The 17,337-nt window shown below is 70.9% G+C and carries 15 protein-coding genes and 1 tRNA gene; 10 read left to right on the forward strand and 6 right to left on the reverse strand.

Translation table 11 applies throughout. From position 1 onward, the window contains the following. Positions 1-183 precede the first annotated feature (183 nt). Positions 184-918 carry an SDR family oxidoreductase gene (locus AB0C84_RS33765; protein WP_361074334.1) on the forward strand — a complete coding sequence of 245 codons (735 nt, stop codon included), beginning with the start codon at positions 184-186 and terminating at the stop codon, positions 916-918. 112 nt (positions 919-1,030) lie between these two features. Here the strand turns inward: AB0C84_RS33765 and AB0C84_RS33770 are convergent, their stop codons facing one another. The 4 genes from AB0C84_RS33770 to AB0C84_RS33785 form a co-directional block, all read right to left on the reverse strand. Further along, positions 1,031-1,939, reverse strand: coding sequence for an RNA polymerase sigma-70 factor (locus AB0C84_RS33770; RefSeq protein WP_361074336.1), 909 nt, complete (start codon positions 1,937-1,939; stop codon positions 1,031-1,033). A 110-nt stretch (positions 1,940-2,049) separates the two neighbouring features. Beyond that, positions 2,050-3,861, reverse strand: coding sequence for a ferritin-like domain-containing protein (locus AB0C84_RS33775; RefSeq protein ID WP_361074338.1), 1,812 nt, complete (start codon positions 3,859-3,861; stop codon positions 2,050-2,052). Positions 3,862-3,898: 37 nt separating this feature from the next. After that, positions 3,899-4,126 carry a hypothetical protein gene (locus AB0C84_RS33780; protein WP_361074340.1) on the reverse strand — a complete coding sequence of 76 codons (228 nt, stop codon included), beginning with the start codon at positions 4,124-4,126 and terminating at the stop codon, positions 3,899-3,901. A 234-nt stretch (positions 4,127-4,360) separates the two neighbouring features. Further along, the gene (locus AB0C84_RS33785) at positions 4,361-5,119 is read right to left on the reverse strand and encodes an SDR family oxidoreductase (RefSeq protein ID WP_361074341.1); all 759 of its coding nucleotides are present in this window, start codon (positions 5,117-5,119) and stop codon (positions 4,361-4,363) included. A 231-nt stretch (positions 5,120-5,350) separates the two neighbouring features. Here AB0C84_RS33785 and AB0C84_RS33790 point away from each other — a divergent pair, with 231 nt between their 5' ends. Beyond that, positions 5,351-6,562, forward strand: coding sequence for a low temperature requirement protein A (locus AB0C84_RS33790; protein ID WP_361074343.1), 1,212 nt, complete (start codon positions 5,351-5,353; stop codon positions 6,560-6,562). Between the two features lie 9 nt (positions 6,563-6,571). Here the strand turns inward: AB0C84_RS33790 and AB0C84_RS33795 are convergent, their stop codons facing one another. Next, positions 6,572-7,096 carry an SRPBCC domain-containing protein gene (locus AB0C84_RS33795; RefSeq protein WP_361074344.1) on the reverse strand — a complete coding sequence of 175 codons (525 nt, stop codon included), beginning with the start codon at positions 7,094-7,096 and terminating at the stop codon, positions 6,572-6,574. Positions 7,097-7,295: 199 nt separating this feature from the next. On the opposite strand from AB0C84_RS33795, the gene AB0C84_RS33800 reads away from it, so the two are divergent. Both AB0C84_RS33800 and AB0C84_RS33805 read left to right on the forward strand, forming a co-directional pair. Beyond that, a complete protein-coding gene (locus tag AB0C84_RS33800; protein WP_361074346.1) occupies positions 7,296-8,120 on the forward strand; it encodes an NmrA family NAD(P)-binding protein in 825 nt (274 codons plus the stop codon). A gap of 799 nt (positions 8,121-8,919) precedes the next feature. Beyond that, positions 8,920-9,393, forward strand: coding sequence for a hypothetical protein (locus tag AB0C84_RS33805; RefSeq protein WP_361074348.1), 474 nt, complete (start codon positions 8,920-8,922; stop codon positions 9,391-9,393). A gap of 366 nt (positions 9,394-9,759) precedes the next feature. On the opposite strand, the gene AB0C84_RS33810 is transcribed toward AB0C84_RS33805, so the two are convergent. Then, positions 9,760-9,842 (reverse strand) — tRNA-Leu (locus AB0C84_RS33810). Between the two features lie 128 nt (positions 9,843-9,970). Between AB0C84_RS33810 and AB0C84_RS33815 the strand changes: the two genes are divergently transcribed. From AB0C84_RS33815 to AB0C84_RS33840, 6 genes are read left to right on the forward strand one after another with little or no spacing between them, the layout of a single operon-like run. Next, positions 9,971-10,726 carry a DUF3662 and FHA domain-containing protein gene (locus AB0C84_RS33815; RefSeq protein ID WP_067627928.1) on the forward strand — a complete coding sequence of 252 codons (756 nt, stop codon included), beginning with the start codon at positions 9,971-9,973 and terminating at the stop codon, positions 10,724-10,726. Between the two features lie 11 nt (positions 10,727-10,737). Beyond that, entirely contained in the window at positions 10,738-11,235 is a 498-nt protein-coding gene (locus tag AB0C84_RS33820; protein WP_179845166.1) for an FHA domain-containing protein, read from the forward strand. After that, complete coding sequence (locus tag AB0C84_RS33825; RefSeq protein ID WP_361074351.1) at positions 11,232-12,818, forward strand: Stp1/IreP family PP2C-type Ser/Thr phosphatase; 1,587 nt, start codon at positions 11,232-11,234, stop codon at positions 12,816-12,818. Before AB0C84_RS33820 ends, AB0C84_RS33825 begins: the two co-directional genes overlap by 4 nt. Next, on the forward strand, positions 12,819-14,405 hold the full coding sequence (locus tag AB0C84_RS33830; protein ID WP_179845168.1) for an FtsW/RodA/SpoVE family cell cycle protein: 1,587 nt from the start codon (positions 12,819-12,821) through the stop codon (positions 14,403-14,405). 16 nt (positions 14,406-14,421) lie between these two features. After that, positions 14,422-15,897, forward strand: a complete 1,476-nt coding sequence (locus AB0C84_RS33835) for a penicillin-binding transpeptidase domain-containing protein (RefSeq protein WP_361074353.1) — start codon at positions 14,422-14,424, stop codon at positions 15,895-15,897. Beyond that, on the forward strand, positions 15,894-17,333 hold the full coding sequence (locus AB0C84_RS33840; RefSeq protein ID WP_361074355.1) for a protein kinase: 1,440 nt from the start codon (positions 15,894-15,896) through the stop codon (positions 17,331-17,333). The genes AB0C84_RS33835 and AB0C84_RS33840 overlap by 4 nt, the downstream gene beginning before the upstream one ends. The last annotated feature ends 4 nt before the right edge of the window (positions 17,334-17,337 follow it).

Here is a 17,337-nt window from a genome sequence, read left to right on the forward strand (position 1 = left end):
CGCGGCAGGCGCCTGACGGCTCTGGGCCACGCGTGCGCGGGCTCCGCACCGCGGCGTGCTCGGCCCGGCCATGGGATCACCCCGAGGAGCTGACCCTCGTCGCCGTCCACTTGATATTGACTATGCAGTCCATAACTGGATAGTTTGCGGACTGAGCAGTCCACAACTTGGAGGGAGGGCGGCATGGCCGTCCTGGCAGACAAGGTCGCCGTGGTCACCGGTGGCAGCACGGGCATCGGATTCGCGACCGCACGCGCATTCCGCGAGGAGGGCGCCAGGGTCTTCATCACCGGTCGCCGCAAGGACGCGCTCGACGCCGCGGTCGCCGAGCTCGGACCCGCGGTAACGGGCGTGGTCTGTGATGTCTCGGTGCAATCGGAGCTCGACGCGTTCTACGCGACCGTGCGCGACCAGGCCGGTCGTATCGACGTACTGGTCGCCAATGCCGGCATCGGCATCGCGGCTCCGCTCGGCGAGGTGACGGAAGATCTGATCGACTCGGTGTTCGCCACCAACGTCAAGGGAACGATCTTCACCCTGCAGCAGGCGCTGCCGCTGCTCAGCGCGAACGCGTCGGTGATCCTCACGGGCTCGACCGCCTCGACACGGCCCGACCGGGGACTCGAGGTCTACGCGGCGTCGAAGGCCGCGATCCGCAACCTCGCTCGCGGTTGGGCCCTCAGCTCGCGCACACGTGGCTTCCGGGTCAACGTCGTGTCCCCGGGCGGCACCCGTACCCCCGGTCTCTTCGACCTGGTCCCGCCCGAGGTGCTCAAGCAGGCCGAAGGCGCCGTCCCCCTCGGCCGGCTCGCCGAACCCGAGGAGATCGCCGCCGTGACGACGTTCCTTGCCTCGGACGCGTCGAGTTACGTCAACGGTGCCGAGTTCTTCGCCGACGGTGGCTACGCGCAGGTGTGAGTGCTCTGCCCGGTCCTCGGCGAGGTCGGGCGTGCTGGACGGGACCGGACGGCGGCGCGAAACGGCCGTGGCCCCAGGCCGCCTCGGACGGGGTGGGTCCGGGTTCGGGCGGTCAGGCCGCGGTCGACGCGGCGGTGATCTTGGCGGGGTTCATCATCCACAGCACCTGGCCGATGCCCTGCTCGGTGCCGTCGACGGTGAGGACGGTGAACGTCTGGCCGTCGCGCTGGAGAAGGGCGGCGTACTGGCCGTTCACGGTGGCCCACTCAACGTCGACCCCGTCCCAGAAGTGGTTCGCGAACGCCCGGACGTACTTGGCGACACGGACCGCGCCCACCACCGGGAAACGGGACGCGCGGACGGCGCCGCCGCCGTCGGAGTAGCTGACCGCGTCCGCGGCGAGGATCTCCTCCAGGGCGGCCAGGTCGCCGGCGCGGGCGGCGGCGACGAAGGCGGTCAGCAGCCTGCGCTGCTCGGCACCGGTCACCGGTGCCCGCCGCTCGGACCGCAGGTGCTTGCGGGCCCTGCTGACCAGCTGCCGGACCGCCGGCTCCCCCGCCTGGAGGATCTCGGCGATCTGCGGATAGGGGTAGTCGAACGCCTCGCGCAGGACATAGGCGGCGCGTTCGGTGGGCGACAGCCGTTCCAGGAGCATCAGGACCGCGAGGTTGAGCGCCTCGCCGCGTTCGGCGCCCAGGTACGGATCGGCGCCGGTGTCGACGGGTTCGGGCAGCCAGGGACCGACGTAGCTCTCCCGGCGGACCCGGGCGGACTGCAGGACGTTGATCGCCAGCCGCGTGATGGTCGTCGCCAGGAAGGCGGCGGGATCGGCCACGGCGGCGCGGTCGTAGGTCTGCCAGCGCAGCCAGACGTCCTGCACCAGGTCCTCGGCCTCGGTGGCGCTGCCCAGCATCCGGTAGGCGATCCCGAACAGCCGCGGCCGCACCTCGGCGAAGACCGCGGTGGCGTGGTCGAGTTCACCCGCCGCCGGGTCGCCGCCCGGTCCGCCGTCCGCCGCCATGATCGCCCCCGTTCGGATCGCGGGCCGGTCCTGTCTCACCTGCCCTCGGACAGCTCAGACAAGACGGGCCGCTCTCCCGCGAGAGTAACCGCTACCGGTTCACCGTTCGATCAGGTGGCCTCACCCTGCGCCGCCGCGGTCCCGCCGGCCGGGCCGGGCGCCTCCTCACGGAAGTCGATCTTCCGGTGGGTGCCGTCGCACAGCGGCTTGCCGGCCGACTGCCCGCACCGGCACAGCGTCACCCTGTTGCGGGTCTCCAGCGGCCGCCCGTCCGCGCGGTGCACGGGCACGCCACCGGTCACCCACAGCGCGCTGGCGAGTCCGTCTTCCTCTTCGAGCACGGCGATGGCGGGCGGAAGGTCGGGCTCGATGGTCTCCCCGCCGCGCCGCAGTGCGTAGCTGTAGGAGCCGGAGGGGCAGTGCTCGATCCGTCCCATGATGTTGGAGCGCACGTCGCTGTCGCCGGTCTCCGCGAGCATCTCCGCGATCGGCCGGGTCCGTCCGATGCAGAACGCCGCGTGGATGCACAGCTCGCCGACCCGCTGAGCGGAGATGCCCACCCCGTCGTGCACGTGCTGCAGTTCCTCGTAGGGCCGGACGTCGGCGTTCTCGGTGCCGTCGAACCCGATCAGTGCGTGCGTCCCGTCGCAGAACGGCTTGGACCGGGAATGGCCGCAGCGGCACAGCGCGTAGACGGGCTCGGTCGGCAGGGCGTCGCCGGTCTGCCAGGTGAGCGCGTTGTTCTCCGCGGAGACGATCTTCCGTTTGCGCCGGAGCGGGATCCCGCCGCGCACGAGGTACGGGCCGTGGGGGAGGACGTCGACGCGCTGCGGCTCGTCGCCGGCGCCCCAGCCGCGCTCCTCCGGCGGGACGTACTCGAACGTGGGTCCGGCCGTCGCGCCGTCGCCGTCGGGCGTCCGCATCAGCGCCTGGGCCTGCGCCTTGAGCTGGTACATGGAGGCGACGGCGACCGCGATCAGCCGCGGGCTGCCGTTGAACGCCTGCTCCAGCAGGTGGAGGAGAGTGCAGTACGTGCGATTGAACTCCTCCTGGGCCGCGCGGATCGCGCTGCCGGGGGCGTGGTCGGCGACCTTGGGGTTGGGCCGCATCGGCAGGACGCCGGCGAAGTCCACGCCGAGCGGCTCGCCGGTGGGGCCGGACGCCGGCGTGTCGCCGCGGCGGTAGCGGCGGCCGGCCCTGAGCTCCTGGAAGCGGTAGTAGTGGGCGACCTCGTCGCGGTCGGGATGGTGCACGTCGGGGTCGCCGTCCCAGACGGCGCCGCGGGACGTGCCCTCGCCCTCCTCGACGATCTCCTCCAGCGCCGCCAGCGCCGAGGCGAGACCGGTGACCTCGATCATCCGCCCGGCGGTGTGCGCGAAGTGCCCGGCGTGGAGCTGGCGTGCCGGGTCGCCGGAGAAGACCTCCGCCTCGCCGAGCCGGTCGCACAGGTCGCGCAGCCCGGCCTCGATCGCGTCGTAGAACTGCCCGATCGTCTCGTAGCGGTCGCCTTCGGCGGGGGCGCCGGGCGGTGCCGGCTGCTCCAGGCGCAGGAACATGTCGAGCGCCGCGTCGCCGAACGGGAGCAGCGACAGCTCCAGCGAGGCGTCGCCGTGCGGCAGCCGGCGGGGGTGCGGCGGCAGCAGCTCCGGCGCGTCCAGCCGCGGGCTCCCGCCCACGGCGTTGAGCAGGTTCGCCGCCAGCACCAGGTGCAGCATCTCCTCGATGAAGACACCCGCCACCGCCTCGACGGCCTCGGGGTTGCGCTCCGGGTCGAGCGAGTAGAGCGCGCACAGGTACGGCGGCAGGGTCGCGTGCTCCAGTTCGACCGCCCACTGCAGGTGCTCGCGGAGATCGTCGAGCGTGGCGATTCCGGTCGACGGGACAGGTTCGGGGGCATGCTGCCGCCCAGCTGGGTGGTTCATGGGTGTCTCGCTTCGGATGTCGTGGGGTGGGCGGAGGTCAGGCGCCTTCGCCGGGGCGGTGCCCGCGGGACCGGGGAGCGGCCTTCAGTTCCTCGGCCGCGCCGAGGAGGTTGCGCAGCTCGATCTCCTCGGCCTCGGCTTCGGCCGGGTCGAACAGCCACTCGGAGGCCGGCCGCGCCGCGGCCCGCGCCGGGTCGCTCGCCTCGGCCAGCTCCAGTTCGGCCTCGATCTCCGCCTCGAACTCGTCGCCGATGGGGGTGTTCATCAGTCCTCCACACGGTTCGTTCGGCCGGCCGCCCGGACGCCTGGTCGCGTGGACCAGCCGCGCCGGGCGGCAGCACCCGGTGGATCTCGCGGAGCATCGCGTCTCGCCGGGGTCAGGAATCCCCGGGGACCCGCAGGTGCGCGCGCTCGGCGAGCTCGGCGTCGTTCACGAGGGTCAGCATCGGCTTGCTCCCAGAACGCCTCGCCCGCCGGGACGGGCCGGGGCGGCCGCCGGTCACTTGACGGGGTTCGCGGCCAGCCAGTCGGCGTAGGTGATCTCGCCGAGCGTCGCGGCGCCCTCGTCCGGGACGAGGTCGCGCTCGTGCATCTCGGCGCCGAAGTAGTGCGCGTGCGGGTCGGTGACCACCTCGCGCGGGTCGCCCCACGCGGCCAGCGCCTTGCGGAAGAACTCGTCCATCCGGGACGCCTCGGGGCCGGCGATCTGGATCCGTCCGTTCAGCGGCGTTCCCGCCGCGGTCCGCGCGACCGTCCGCGACACCTCCTCGCCCGCGATGGGCTGGAACAGCACCGGCGGCATCGGGACCGCGTCGCCGGCGGCGGCGGCCTCGTCGGCGATCCTGCGGCCGAACTCGAAGAACTGCGTCGCGTGGATCAGCGAGAACGGGATCGGCGACTCCTCGATCAGCCTCTCCTGCGCGAGCTTCGCCCGGAAGTAGCCGATGTCGGGCCGCCGGTCGGTGTTCACGATGGTCAGCGCGACGTGGTGGCCCACACCGGCCTTCTTCTCCGCCTCCAGCAGGTTGCCGGTCGAGGTCGTGAAGAAGTTCAGCACCGCCTCGTCCTCGAAGGACGGCGAGTTGGACACGTCGACCACCGCGGACGCGCCCTCCAGCACCTCGGCCAGCCCCTCGCCCGTGAGCGCGTTCACGCCCGTGTTCGGCGCGGCAGGCACCGCCTCGTGCCCGTGCTGCCGGAGCATCTCCACGGCCTTCGAACCGATCAGCCCGGTGCCGCCGATGACCACGATCTTCATGAGGAACCCTCCCGTCCGCCGGGCGGTCGGTCACCGCCCGGTCGCCAGCTAGGACAGGGCACCCGTCCGGGCTGTGACGGCTCCGGCGAAGATTTCCGGGACGCCGGTCGAATAGGACCGCGGCCGTCACAAACCCGGGCCCTCGCCTGTCCTTGCAGTCGGACGAGTTCATGCGACGACGGGAGCGAGACCGTGCCACCAGCAGGTGCCGCATGCCGTATCCGGATCCGGATGACCGCGCGTTCGGTCGACGAGCCGCACCGCGCCTCGAGTCAGCTCGAACTCCTGTTCGATCTCACCTTCGTGGTCGCGGTCGCGGCCGTCACCGCCCGGTTCGCGGACCACATCGCCGGCGGGCACGCCCTGTCCGGGCTCGTCCCGTTCCTGCAGGTCTTCTTCGCCGTGTGGTGGGCGTGGATGAACTTCACCTGGTTCGCGTCCTCGTACGACACCGACGACATCCCCTACCGGCTGCTGACCATGGTGCAGATGGCGGGCGTCCTGGTCCTCGCCGCGGGCGTGCCGGCCGCGGCCGACCACTCCGACTACCGCGCCGTCGCGATCGGCTACCTCGTCATGCGGGCCGCCCTCGTCGCGCAGTGGCTGCGGGCCGCGGCCGAAGACCCGGCGGGCCGCGGCACCGCGCTGCGCTACGCCCTCGGCATCACCGTCGCTCAGGCGGGCTGGATCCTCTGGCTCGTCGCGGCGCAGGCGAACCTTCTGCCGTCGTCCGCCCAGCTTCCCTGCTTCGCCGCCCTGGCCGTCCTGGAGCTGGCCGTGCCGCGGTGGGCGGAACGGACGAGCCCCACCAGCTGGCACCCCCACCACATCGCCGAACGCTACGGCCTGTTCATGATCATCCTGTTCGGGGAGAGCGTCCTCGCCGCGTCCAACGCGGTCGCCGAAGCGCTCGAAGGGGCCGAGGTCGGCCGGCGGCTCCTCATCATCGCCGGCTCCGGTCTCGTCCTGCTGTTCGCCCTCTGGTGGCTCTACTTCCTCGTCCCCGCGGGCGAGGGGCTCAACGACCGCCGCCACCGCTCCTACCGGTGGGGCTACGGCCACTACGGCATCTTCGCGAGCCTCGCGGCGCTCGGCGCGGGGCTGGAGGTGGCGGTCGCGCAGACCGGACACGACCTCGAAGCGTCACCCCTCGTGGTCTGCTACGCCGTGGCGGTCCCGGCCGCTCTGTTCGTCATGCTGCTCTGGACGGTCCACACGCCCATCCTGGCCGCGCCCGTCCTTTGCCCCGCAGTGGTGGTGCCCGGGGTCGCCGCCGTCCTGCTCCTGCCGTCGGCGGCCGCGCACGTCGGAGTGGCCACGGTCATCGCAGCGATCGCCGCCGTCGCCGTCGTGATGACCGTCCTCACGCTCGTGCCCGGCGACAACAGGTCTCCACGACAGGAGACGCTCAGGACGCTGGGTTCAGGCCGGTCGCGACGGTGAGATCTTCTGTCAGTGCGCAGCCTCGACGCGCTTCTTGAGCGCGGCGTTCATGGCGGCGAACTCGTCCTGGACGTCGATCGCACTCTCGACGAAGGGCACCAGGAAGCCGGTGAAGTTCTCCCCCTGGGTCAGCTTGACGCGCCCAGGGCCCGTCTCCTGGATGAGGAAGTAGTGCTCGCCGTCGACCACGCCGGGGACACCGAACCGGCCGATCCAGCGCAGTTCGTGCCCGGGGTCGGCGACCAGGACGGTCGGCTTGAAGGTCATCCCCTTCCCTCCGTCGTCGCCGGCCAGCTTGTTGACCAGCTTCGCGCCCTTCTTCGGCTCGCCGACGGCGCTGAGGATGAACGGGTTCCACTCGGGATACGCCTGGAAGTCGGTGAGCACCTGCCAGACCTGGGCGGCGGAGGCGTTGACCTCGATCTCGGCGCGGAGCTTGTGCGGGTGGATCCGGGTCCAGCCGTACAGGCTCCCGATGACGACGACGAGTGCGACGACCACGATCCCCGCGACGCGGACGATGCGGACGGCCATAACAACCCCTCCCTCTCAGCTAACTTCATTAGCCATAACCATAAGGCTAATGTAGTTAGCCGCACAAGGTCACTCGCCACCCTCCACTCCGAAGGCTCGTCGCCCGCTCTCCGCACATCCGCCCACTAGTGGAATGAAGCATTCCGTTCTGCTAGAGTAGGAGCAGAACGTTCCGTTCCACAAAGTTAGGGGTTCGATCATGACCTTCCTCGTCACAGGTGCCACCGGGACCGTCGGCCGTCTCGTCGTCGAGGAACTCCGCGCGGCAGGGCAGCCGGTTCGCGCGCTGACCAGGAACCCCGCCAGGGCCGCCTTTCCCGAGGGTGTCGAGGTCGTCGCCGGTGACCTCGCCGACCTCGACTCACTGACCGGTGTCTTCGACGGCGTCGTGGCCGCCCACCTGATCAACTTCGCGGGTGACGACTACACGCCGCTGCCCGACGGTGCCGGTCTGGTGGGGCTGGCCGCCGAGGCGGGCGTACGGCGGGTCACGGTGCTCGGCGGGCGCGCGGACGGTGGGCTGGAGCAGGCCCTGGCCACCACCGGCATCGAGTGGACGCTGCTCGAGCCGGTCGAGTTCATGTCCAACACGCTGCGCTGGTGGGCACAGACGATCAAGGCCGAGGGCATCATCAAGGAGCCGTTCGGGGACCGGCTCAGCGCGCTGGTGCACGAGCGCGACATCGCCGCCGTGGCCGCCACGGTGCTGGTCGAGGGCGGGCAGGGCGGCGAGACGCTCACCATCACCGGCCCCGAGGCGATCACGCTCAGGGACAAGGTCGCGATCCTGAGCGCGGCCATCGGCACGAACGTGGGGTTCGTTGAGCTGACCGTGGACGAGGCGCGCGCCAAGTGGCGCGGCGACGGCATGGGCGAGGGGACCATCGAGTTCCTCGTCAACGCGCTGGGGAACACGCCAGAGGCCGGCTTCACCGTGGTCCCGACCGTCAAGGAGATCACCGGCCGCGACGCGCGCGGCTTCGCCCAGTGGTCCGCCGAGAACGCCGCCGCCTTCCGCTCCTGATCGGCGCCCCGGGCAAAGGCGACGGGACGGGCGCGCGGCGTACGCCGCAGTGCGCCGTCCCCCCTTCCGGGCTCAGAAACCCCGCCTCGCCGGCTGCGATTAAGAACTGTGGACTGCCTCGACACGTCACGAGAAGCAGAAAAGCCCCCACGCTGTCGCGTGGGTGCTCTCTCCGTCACTATGGGGCGAGGGGCTTGCGTCACTACCCCTGAGCGGGGTGCTGACGAAACTCTTCGATCAGCGACAACGCGCACTCGATAGCCCGGAGCCGTCTCCGACTGTCTCTCGGACTTGTGACTGTCGCTGCTCAGCGACTTCCCCAGTGCGGCCAGCTCCGGCGCAGACCATCGCGCACCGTTGTGCAGGCCGCGCGGCGGCGCCGGCGAGAAGCCCGAGGTCCGCGTCACCCTCGCCGAGAACCGCGCCGCCGCCTGGGACCGGGGGCGCGGCGGATACCGACCGCGATGCGAAGGTCGCGGCCGTCGTCGAGGGTCTGTCCGGGCGCGCCCTGCGGGTCAGCCTCGCCACCCTCTCCCGGCAGGCCGGCAGGCGGACCGAGGTCATCGCCGACCAAGGTGACGTTGGTCTGCCGCCTTACATCCGGCTGCACGCACTCCTGGCACCCGAGCCGGGCGACCACGAACTGTTGGAGGTGCTGCCCGGCACCGTCGGGCCCGGGCGGTCACCCAGCGCCTTGAGCCCGGTGACAAAGCCGCCCGGGTTCGGACGGTCCATGAGTGCGACGGCGGCCCGGAAGGGTGGCCGGAGCCTAGGAAAGCAAACGAAAGGAACTAGAACAATGGATATCAGGATTGCGGATTCTCGCGATCTGGAGGGCATCCGCCGGATCGTGAGCGACGTGGTGGCGGACCGCAACCAGTACTGGATTCGGCGGGCCCTCCCACTGGAGCCCTCCTTCCAGGATGTTCGGACCGTCTACCTGGTCGCGGCCGAGGGCGAGGAGGTTCTCGCCTTCATGCGCGGGCGGTGGATCAGTCGGTCGTGGTCGGAGCTGCACGTGGGCCCCGACGAGGACTTCCACGTGGACATGTTCGCCGTGGTCTCCGGCCACAGCGGGAAGGACCTCGTGCGGCTCTTCGTGGAGTCGGCGGGCGAGTTCTTCACGGGGCCGGTCACGATCGGCTTCAACGTTCCCGAGGGCAGTCCGCTGCTCGACGTGCTGGTGACGCTGGGGTGTGAGATCACCCCCACCGACACGTTCTACGAGACCGGTGCACGACGCCTTCAGGGCCGGTGGCACTGCGGTAGCTAGTTCGTGAGGGGGTGGTGGGGCCACGCTGGCCCCACCACCCCCTCATCGTTCGCGTGGGCGGCGCGTGTCCGGGGGCCGGTCCGGCGGGCCCCCCACCGCCGCGCTCGGCACAAGACACGCAAGCCACGCGGCACCTGGACACCCACCGGGCACATCACCCCGCCCGCAGCCTGAACCCCCGGCGCTCACGACGCCGGCACACCACCACAAACCGGACCCCAGGGCCGAAGCATCCTCCTGCGCGCCTGCCGCTTCGGTCGCTGCGGTCACAGAAGACTGGCCCCGTAACGACGAAGACCCCGGAGCTTGCCGCTCCAGGGTCTGTTCCGTCACTGTGGGGCTAGGACTTTCGTCTGTACCCCTGAGTGGGCGAGGAGGGATTTGAACCCTCACATCCTTTCGGACACACGGACCTGAACCGTGCGCGTCTGCCGTTCCGCCACCCGCCCGTGGGTGCCGTCCCGTTTCCGGGTGCCTGAAAAGGCTAGCACGGGGCCGGGGGTGGTTAGGTATCCAGATACGCCGAGCGAACCTTCGCACCGATACGATCGTCTACCAGTGGGGAAGGGAGGTGCCCGTGGGCGTCATTCAGCGCTTCGAGCGACGGCTCGAGGGCATGGTCGAAGGGGCCTTCGCCCGTGCCTTCAAGTCCGAGCTGCAGCCGGTCGAGGTGGCCAGTGCTGTGCAGCGCGAGATGGACGATCGGGCGGCGATCGTGGCACAGGGCCGCACGCTCGTGCCGAACGACTTCGTCGTGGAGATCTCTCAGCAGGACGGGCAGCGGCTGCAGGTGTACGCCGACAGCCTGAGCCAGGAGCTGGCGAATCTCGCGCGCGAGTACGCGAAGGAGCAGGGGTACTCCTTCGTGGGTCCGGTGCGGGTGAGGTTCGAGAACGCGGGGGACCTCGCCACGGGCATGTTCCGCATCAGGTCGGGCGTGATCCGGGGCTCGACGGTCGAGGGCGGGGAGATCCGCCGGCCGGTGAGCGACGTGCCGCAGGGCGGCCGGGGCGGGGTGTTCGGGGGGCATCCGCGGCTTCTGGTGACCACGGCGGTGGAGGGATCGGACACGACTCAGCGCACCTATGAGATCAACACTCCCGTGACCCTGCTGGGTCGCGGCACCGACTGCGACCTGCGCCTCGTCGACCCCGGCGTGTCACGGCACCATGCCGAGATCCGCGTAGAAGGTCCCGAAATCGCTCTCGTGGATCTAGGGTCGACCAACGGCTCGTTCGTGAACGGGCAGCCGATCCGGCGGGTGACGCTGGTCGACGGCTCCCGGGTCACGATGGGCCGCACCACTCTTGTGTTCCGCCGCGATAGGGAGTAACCCCGACTCCGATGTCCCCATTCACCCTCACGCTGATCAAGCTGGCGTTCCTCGCGGTGCTGTGGCTGTTCGTCATCGCGGCCGTCGGCGTGATCAGGGCCGACCTGTTCGGCTCGAAAGCCGCCTCGAAGGCGGCCAATCGCGCGTCCCAGCCCCGTCCCCCCCGGGCGGCGAGACAGCCGAAGCCGCCGCGGCCGCAGCGCAGCGCCCAGAACAGCGCCCCGACAAAGCTGGTCGTCGTCCAGGGCGAGCGGGCCGGCACCGTCATCGACCTCACGGGGGTGCCCATCACCATCGGCCGCGCCAATGACGCCACGCTCGTCGTGACCGACGACTACGCTTCGAGCCGGCATGCCCGACTTTTCGCGCAGGACGGTCAGTGGATCGTGGAAGATCTCGGCTCGACCAATGGGACGTATCTCGGACGCACGAAGGTGAGCCGGCCGATGCCGATTCCACCCGGCGTTCCGGTCCGTATCGGCAAGACCGTGATCGAGCTGCGCAAATGACACTGGGAATCCGCTACGCCGCGCGCTCCGACGTGGGCATGCTGCGCGAGGGCAACGAGGACTCGGCGTACGCGGGCGCGCACCTGCTCGCGGTGGCCGACGGGATGGGCGGGCACGTCGGCGGCGAGATCGCGAGCGCCGCGGCGATCGAGGCGCTGCGGGGGCTCGACAAGGACCTTCCCGCGACCGAGCTGCTGGCCGCGCTGGAGCACACGGTCAAGACGGCGAACGACAACCTGCACCGCATCGTGGAGTCCGACCCCGCCCTGCAGGGCATGGGGACGACGCTGACCGCGATGCTCTGGGCGGGCAACCAGGTCGCGCTGGTGCACATCGGCGACTCGCGCGCCTACCTGCTCCGCGACGGCAGCCTGTTCCAGATCACGCACGACCACACGCTGGTGCAGTCCCTGGTCGACGAGGGCAGGATCAGCCCGGACGAGGCGGCCTCGCACCCGCAGCGGTCGCTGCTGCTGCGGGCGCTGGACGGCCGCGGCGAGGTCGACCCCGACCTGTCGCTGCGCGAGGCGAAGGTCGGCGACCGGTACCTGCTGTGCTCGGACGGCCTGTCCGGCGTCGTCACGGCGGAGACGATCTTCCAGGTGCTCACGGACGTCGACGACCCCGAGCAGGCCGTCCGGCAGCTGATAGACCTGGCGAACCGCGGCGGCGGCCCCGACAACATCACCTGCGTCGTCGCCGACGTGGTGGACCTGGAGCGCCAGCCCCCGACGGGCGGCCCCGGCCACGCGGTGGGGGCGGCGGCCAACGCGGCGCCCCCGGAGCCGCCGGGCGGGGGGACGGGGTCGAACACGACCGTCGCCGACACCCCGGCGGGGCGGGCCGCGCAGCTGCGCGAGACCAGGCCGCAGCCGCCCGTGGCGGTGGACGAGATGCCGCCGCCGCAGGCCCCGATGCCGATGAGCGACGCGATGGGTCCCCCGCCGGCGCCGGGCGCGATGCCGCAGGCCCAGCAGATGCGGGGGCGGCGGGGCGGCACGCGGCGCTGGACGTGGCTGGTCGTCGTGGCGGGCGTGGTCGTCGTGGGCGTCGTGGCGGGCGGGTTCGTGCTGCTGCAGAACGTCCGGAACGCCTACTACATCGGCGCGAACAAGGACGGCGAGGTCGTCCTCTACCGCGGGACGACGCAGAAGGTGCCGGGCCTCAGCCTGTCGCGCGAGGCCGCCAAGAAGGAGCAGCCGAAGCAGGCGATCCTGGTGGCCGACCTCCCCCAGGACCTCCAGCAGCAGGTCAAGGACACCTACACCGTGGACGGCCCGAAGGCGCTGAAGCAGCTGGAGAGCGCCGTCTGCAAGTACTCCCTCATCGGGGAGGGCGGCAAGGTCGTCATGGTGAAGGGCCGTGAGCAGCAGAACTGCCGGCAGTCCTCCGTGAAGAGCAGCGACATCCGGATCGACGAGCTGCCCGCATCGGACGTGACCGCGGTCGAGAAGGGCACCCTCGTGTTCATCGGGCAGAAGGCGGCGCAGGCCAAGCTCGACCAGCTCGGCGCGCACCGGGAAGAGTGCAAGCAGCGCACCCCGTCCATCAAGGACTGCCCCTCCAGCGGGGGGAGCTCGTAGATGCAATCCATCGGGGACCAGATCAGGGCCCACCTCCCGTACCAGCGGCGCAACGCCGCCTCGCTGGCGCTTCTGGCGTTCGCGATGGTCCTGACGCTGTCGGCGTTCGCGGAGGTCGGCCTCGCCCGTGACGGGAACATCCCCGGCGGCCTGTTCGTGTACGGCGGCGGCCTGGCCGTCCTGGCGTTCATCGCCTACCTGATCCAGGCGAAGTTCACCCCGTACGCCGACCCGCTGCTGCTGCCGCTCGCCGTGGCGCTGAACGGCATCGGGCTGGCGATGATCTACCGCCTGGACCTCGACACCAGCCACGACCGCAAGGTCGCGGCGGCCGCGGGCAAGAAGCTGCTCCCCGACGCCGCCGACGCGCCCGGCCAGCTGATGTGGACGTTCATCGGGATCGCCCTGTTCGTCGGCGCCGTGATGATCATGCGCGACACCGACAAGCCCGACGCGCCGCTGTCGTTCACGCCGAAGACCGCGCAGCGCTACACGTACCTGATCGGGCTCACCGCGGTCGTCCTGCTGCTGCTGCCGATCGTCCCCGGCATCGGAGCGGAGATCAACGGCGCCCGGGTGTGGATCCATCTGGGTCCGTTCTCGGTGCAGCCGGGCGAGTTCGCCAAGCTCCTGCTGGTGGTCTTCTTCGCCGGGTATCTGGTGAACAAGCGCCAGGCGATGTCGCTGATCGGGAAGAAGGTCGGCCCGATCAGCCTGCCCCGGGCCCGCGACCTCGGCCCGATCATGGTGATCTGGTTCTTCTGCCTCGGCGTCCTGTTCATGCAGAAGGACCTCGGCACCGCGCTGCTGTTCTTCGGCCTGTTCGTGTCGATGCTGTACATCGCGACCCAGCGGGTGTCGTGGGTGGTGATCGGTGTCGGGCTGCTGTCGGTCGGCATCTTCATCGCCACGCTGCTGCCGTTCATGGGCCACGTGAACCAGCGCATCGACATCTGGCAGAACCCCAAGCCCTACTTCGACGGCGGCTGCCTGCTGGAGAGCGGCAAGGTCGTCCCGGTCAACCCCGACACCACCATCTACAAGAAGTACAAGGCGCAGGGCACCATCTCGCCGGGCTTCTCGGCCTGCGCGGAGCTGGGCGGGGAGTACTCCGACAGCGCGCAGCTGATGAAGGGCCTGTTCGCGCTCGGCCAGGGCGGCGTGCTCGGCACCGGGCTAGGCCAGGGCGAGCCGTGGCGGACGCCATTGTCGTTCAGCGACTTCATCTTCGACTCGCTCGGCGAGGAACTCGGGCTGACCGGGTTGATGGTGCTGCTGCTGATATACGCGTTGATCGTGCAACGCGGGATGAAGACGGCCGTGGCGGCGCGGGACCCGTTCCTGAAGCTGTTCGCGGGCGGCGTGTCGTTCGTGCTGGCCCTCCAGGTCTTCGTGATCGTCGGGGGCGTCACGCGGCTCATCCCGCTCACCGGCCTGACGACGCCCTTCCTGTCCCAGGGCGGTTCGTCGCTGATGGCCAACTGGATCCTGATCGCGATCCTGGTGCGGATGAGCCACGACGCGCGCAAGCCGGCCCCGCAGGCGATCCAGGACGAGGGCATGACCCAGATCGTGAGCACGAGGTGACTTCCCCCCTATGAACATGGACAAGCCGGTTCGGCGGGTGGCGATCTTCGCGCTGCTGCTGTTCTTCGGCCTGATGGCGCAGGTCAACTACGTCCAGGGCAGCCAGGCGGAGGATCTGCGGACCGACGCGCGCAACAGCCGCCAGTACGCGGACGTGTTCAACTCGCCGCGCGGCCAGATCTCGGCGGGCGGCGAGGTGCTGGTGACCTCGAAGGAGACCGGCAAGGACAACCCGAAGTACGGCCGGACCTACAAGGACGGGGCGATCTTCGCCCCGATCACCGGGTACTTCAACGGCAACGCCACCCAGGTCGAGCGGGCCTACAACTCGCTGCTCGGCGGCAAGGACACGCGGATCACGCAGCAGCGCTGGTTCGACACGTTCATCGGCAAGAAGGCCGAGGGCGCGAACGTCGAGCTGACGATCGACCCGCAGGCTCAGCGCACCGCCTACGAGCAGCTGAAGGCGGGGACGGCGCAGGGCCGCCGCGGCGGCGCGGTGGTGATCGACGTGAAGACGGGCGCGGTGAAGGTGGCGGCGTCGTGGCCGTCGTTCGACCCGAACGAGGTCGCGCCGCAGACCGGCGAGAAGGGCGGCAAGCGCCTGGAGCAGCTCGACAAGGGCGACGGCGTCGTCAAGCCGCTGGTCGACAACGCGCTCAGCCAGACGTTCCCGCCCGGGTCCTCGTTCAAGGCGGTCGTGTCGGCGATCGGGATGCAGAAGCTCGGCCTGAACAGCTCCTCGACGGTGGACACGGGCCAGCTGATCCTGCCGGAGTCGGGGCGTCCGCTGCCGAACTCGCACGACACCGGCAACTGCGGCGGTGCGGCCCCGCTGCGCGGCGCCTTCGCCGAGTCCTGCAACACCTCGTTCGCGAAGATGGCGCTGAGCATGGGCATCCAGGAGCTGCACGACGGCGCCACGCGGTTCGGGTTCGGCAAGCACGTCCAGCTGGAGCCCGACATGTACGCCGCGGAGAGCGACGTCCCGGTGTCGATCAAGGACGCCAAGGGCAACACGATCGAGACCGGCAAGGACGGCACGGCCCGGTCCGGTATCGGCCAGGAGAACGTGCGGGCGACGCCGCTGCAGATGGCGCTGGTCGCCTGCTCGATCGCCAACAGCGGCAAGATCATGAACCCGTACGTGGTGCAGAAGGTCCGCGCGAAGGACCAGAGCGAGCTCTACAACGCCTCGCCGAAGGAGTTCGGCGAGGCCATGAGCGGCGACCAGGCCGGTCAGCTGGAGGACATGATGCGCGCGGTGGTCACCGAGGGCACCGCGAAGAACCTGGCGGGCAGGCGGATCGCCGGCAAGACCGGTACCGCCGAGCAGGGTCCGGGCAACCCGAACGCGAACTGGTTCGTCGGGTTCAGCCCGGTCGAGAACCCGCGTTACGCGTTCGCCGTGATGGTCGAGGCCCCGGGCTCCGGCGCGGCCAACGCCGGCCCCGTCGCCGGGGCGATCATGGCTAAGGTCCTGCAGAAGTGAGTGCGGGCCTCGTCCTGAACGACCGGTACCGGCTGCTGGAGCGGCTGGCGATCGGCGGGATGGGCGAGGTCTGGCGCGCGTCCGACGCACTGTCGGGGCGGCTGGTGGCGGTGAAGCTGCTGCGCCTGGAGCTGGGCTCGGACATGCGGGCGCGCGGCCGGTTCGAGTCGGAGGCGCGGTTCGCGGCGGAGCTGCGGCACCCGGGGATCGCGCGGGCGTTCGACTACGGCGAGCAGGCCGGGCGGACGTTCCTGGTGATGGAGCTGGTGCCGGGCGAGCCGCTCGACGAGATCCTGGCGCGCGACGGCGGGCTGCCGCTGGAGGCGGTGCTCGACCTGGTCGTGCAGGCGGCGCGGGCGCTGGTGGTCGCGCACGCCGCCGGGATCGTGCACCGCGACGTCAAGCCCGCGAACCTGATGGTCGCCCCGGACGGCACCCTGAAGATCACCGACTTCGGGATCGCCCGCCGGCTGGCGGCTGCGTCGCAGACCCAGACCGGGATGGTCATGGGGACGGCGCACTACATCTCGCCGGAGCAGGCGCAGGGCCTGGAGCTGTCCCCGGCGGCGGACCTGTACTCGCTGGGCGCGGTGGCCTACGAGTGCCTGACGGGCGCGCCGCCGTTCGACGGGCCGACTCCGGTGGAGGTGGCGCTCAAGCACGTCCGGGACGCCCCCGCGGAGCTGCCGCGGCGGGTGCCCGAGTCGGCCCGCGAGCTGGTCATGGAGATGCTCGCGAAGGAGCCTCGGGACCGTCCCGCGAACGCGGACACGGTCGCCGCCCGGGCCCTCGGGATCCGCGCGGCGCTCAGCACGGGCCGGGCCGGGGCGACCGGCGAGGCCGCGCGCCTGGACGCCGCCCGGAGGGGCGCACGCCGGCCCTCCGCGGCCGGCCCCGCTCCCCGTCCTGTAAGATCGTCTACTTTGTCGGGATTTGACGCTGGCGACGGGGCGGATAACCTCACCAGCGGACCGGTGACCGGGCAACGGCGCTCGGCACTGGCGTACGCGTCGGTCGCGGCCGTGGTCCTGGTCTGCGTGATCGTCGTCGGCTCCCTGTGGAAGGGGCTGGCCTTCGCCGGTCCGGGCGGGGACCCGCCCGCGGCTCCGGCCACCCGGCCGGTCGGGGACGACGGCAGCGTCGGCGATCCGGCGTCCACGCCGGCCGCCTCCGCGACCCCGCCGCGGCGCAGGGCCCGGAGCACTCCCGGGCCGGCTGTCCCGCCGCGGCACCGGACGCATAGGATCCGTCCGTCAACGCAGGCGTCGCCCCAGGCGTCCCTCTCACACAAGCCATCCACGAAACCGCCCCGGGCGACTCCCACCGCCCCTGAGCCCACACCCGCCCCGACGGGGAGCACCACGACTCCGTCAACTCCGAGCCCGGATCCCCCGCCGACCCAGACGGGGAAGCTAGGTTCTGGAGACAAGGTGTAGACGT

This window comes from Actinomadura sp. NPDC048955, assembly GCF_040649435.1.
In the GTDB taxonomy this organism is placed as follows: Bacteria; Actinomycetota; Actinomycetes; order Streptosporangiales; family Streptosporangiaceae; genus Spirillospora; species Spirillospora luteofluorescens.

Coding starts and splice junctions, on each gene's coding strand:
- AB0C84_RS33765 (WP_361074334.1), top strand. CDS start 184: ATGGCCGTCCTGGCAGACAAGGTCGCCGTGGTCACCGGTGGCAGCACG.
- AB0C84_RS33770 (WP_361074336.1), bottom strand. CDS start 1,939: ATGGCGGCGGACGGCGGACCGGGCGGCGACCCGGCGGCGGGTGAACTC.
- AB0C84_RS33775 (WP_361074338.1), bottom strand. CDS start 3,861: ATGAACCACCCAGCTGGGCGGCAGCATGCCCCCGAACCTGTCCCGTCG.
- AB0C84_RS33780 (WP_361074340.1), bottom strand. CDS start 4,126: ATGAACACCCCCATCGGCGACGAGTTCGAGGCGGAGATCGAGGCCGAA.
- AB0C84_RS33785 (WP_361074341.1), bottom strand. CDS start 5,119: ATGAAGATCGTGGTCATCGGCGGCACCGGGCTGATCGGTTCGAAGGCC.
- AB0C84_RS33790 (WP_361074343.1), top strand. CDS start 5,351: ATGACCGCGCGTTCGGTCGACGAGCCGCACCGCGCCTCGAGTCAGCTC.
- AB0C84_RS33795 (WP_361074344.1), bottom strand. CDS start 7,096: ATGGCCGTCCGCATCGTCCGCGTCGCGGGGATCGTGGTCGTCGCACTC.
- AB0C84_RS33800 (WP_361074346.1), top strand. CDS start 7,296: ATGACCTTCCTCGTCACAGGTGCCACCGGGACCGTCGGCCGTCTCGTC.
- AB0C84_RS33805 (WP_361074348.1), top strand. CDS start 8,920: ATGGATATCAGGATTGCGGATTCTCGCGATCTGGAGGGCATCCGCCGG.
- AB0C84_RS33820 (WP_179845166.1), top strand. CDS start 10,738: ATGTCCCCATTCACCCTCACGCTGATCAAGCTGGCGTTCCTCGCGGTG.
- AB0C84_RS33825 (WP_361074351.1), top strand. CDS start 11,232: ATGACACTGGGAATCCGCTACGCCGCGCGCTCCGACGTGGGCATGCTG.
- AB0C84_RS33830 (WP_179845168.1), top strand. CDS start 12,819: ATGCAATCCATCGGGGACCAGATCAGGGCCCACCTCCCGTACCAGCGG.
- AB0C84_RS33835 (WP_361074353.1), top strand. CDS start 14,422: ATGGACAAGCCGGTTCGGCGGGTGGCGATCTTCGCGCTGCTGCTGTTC.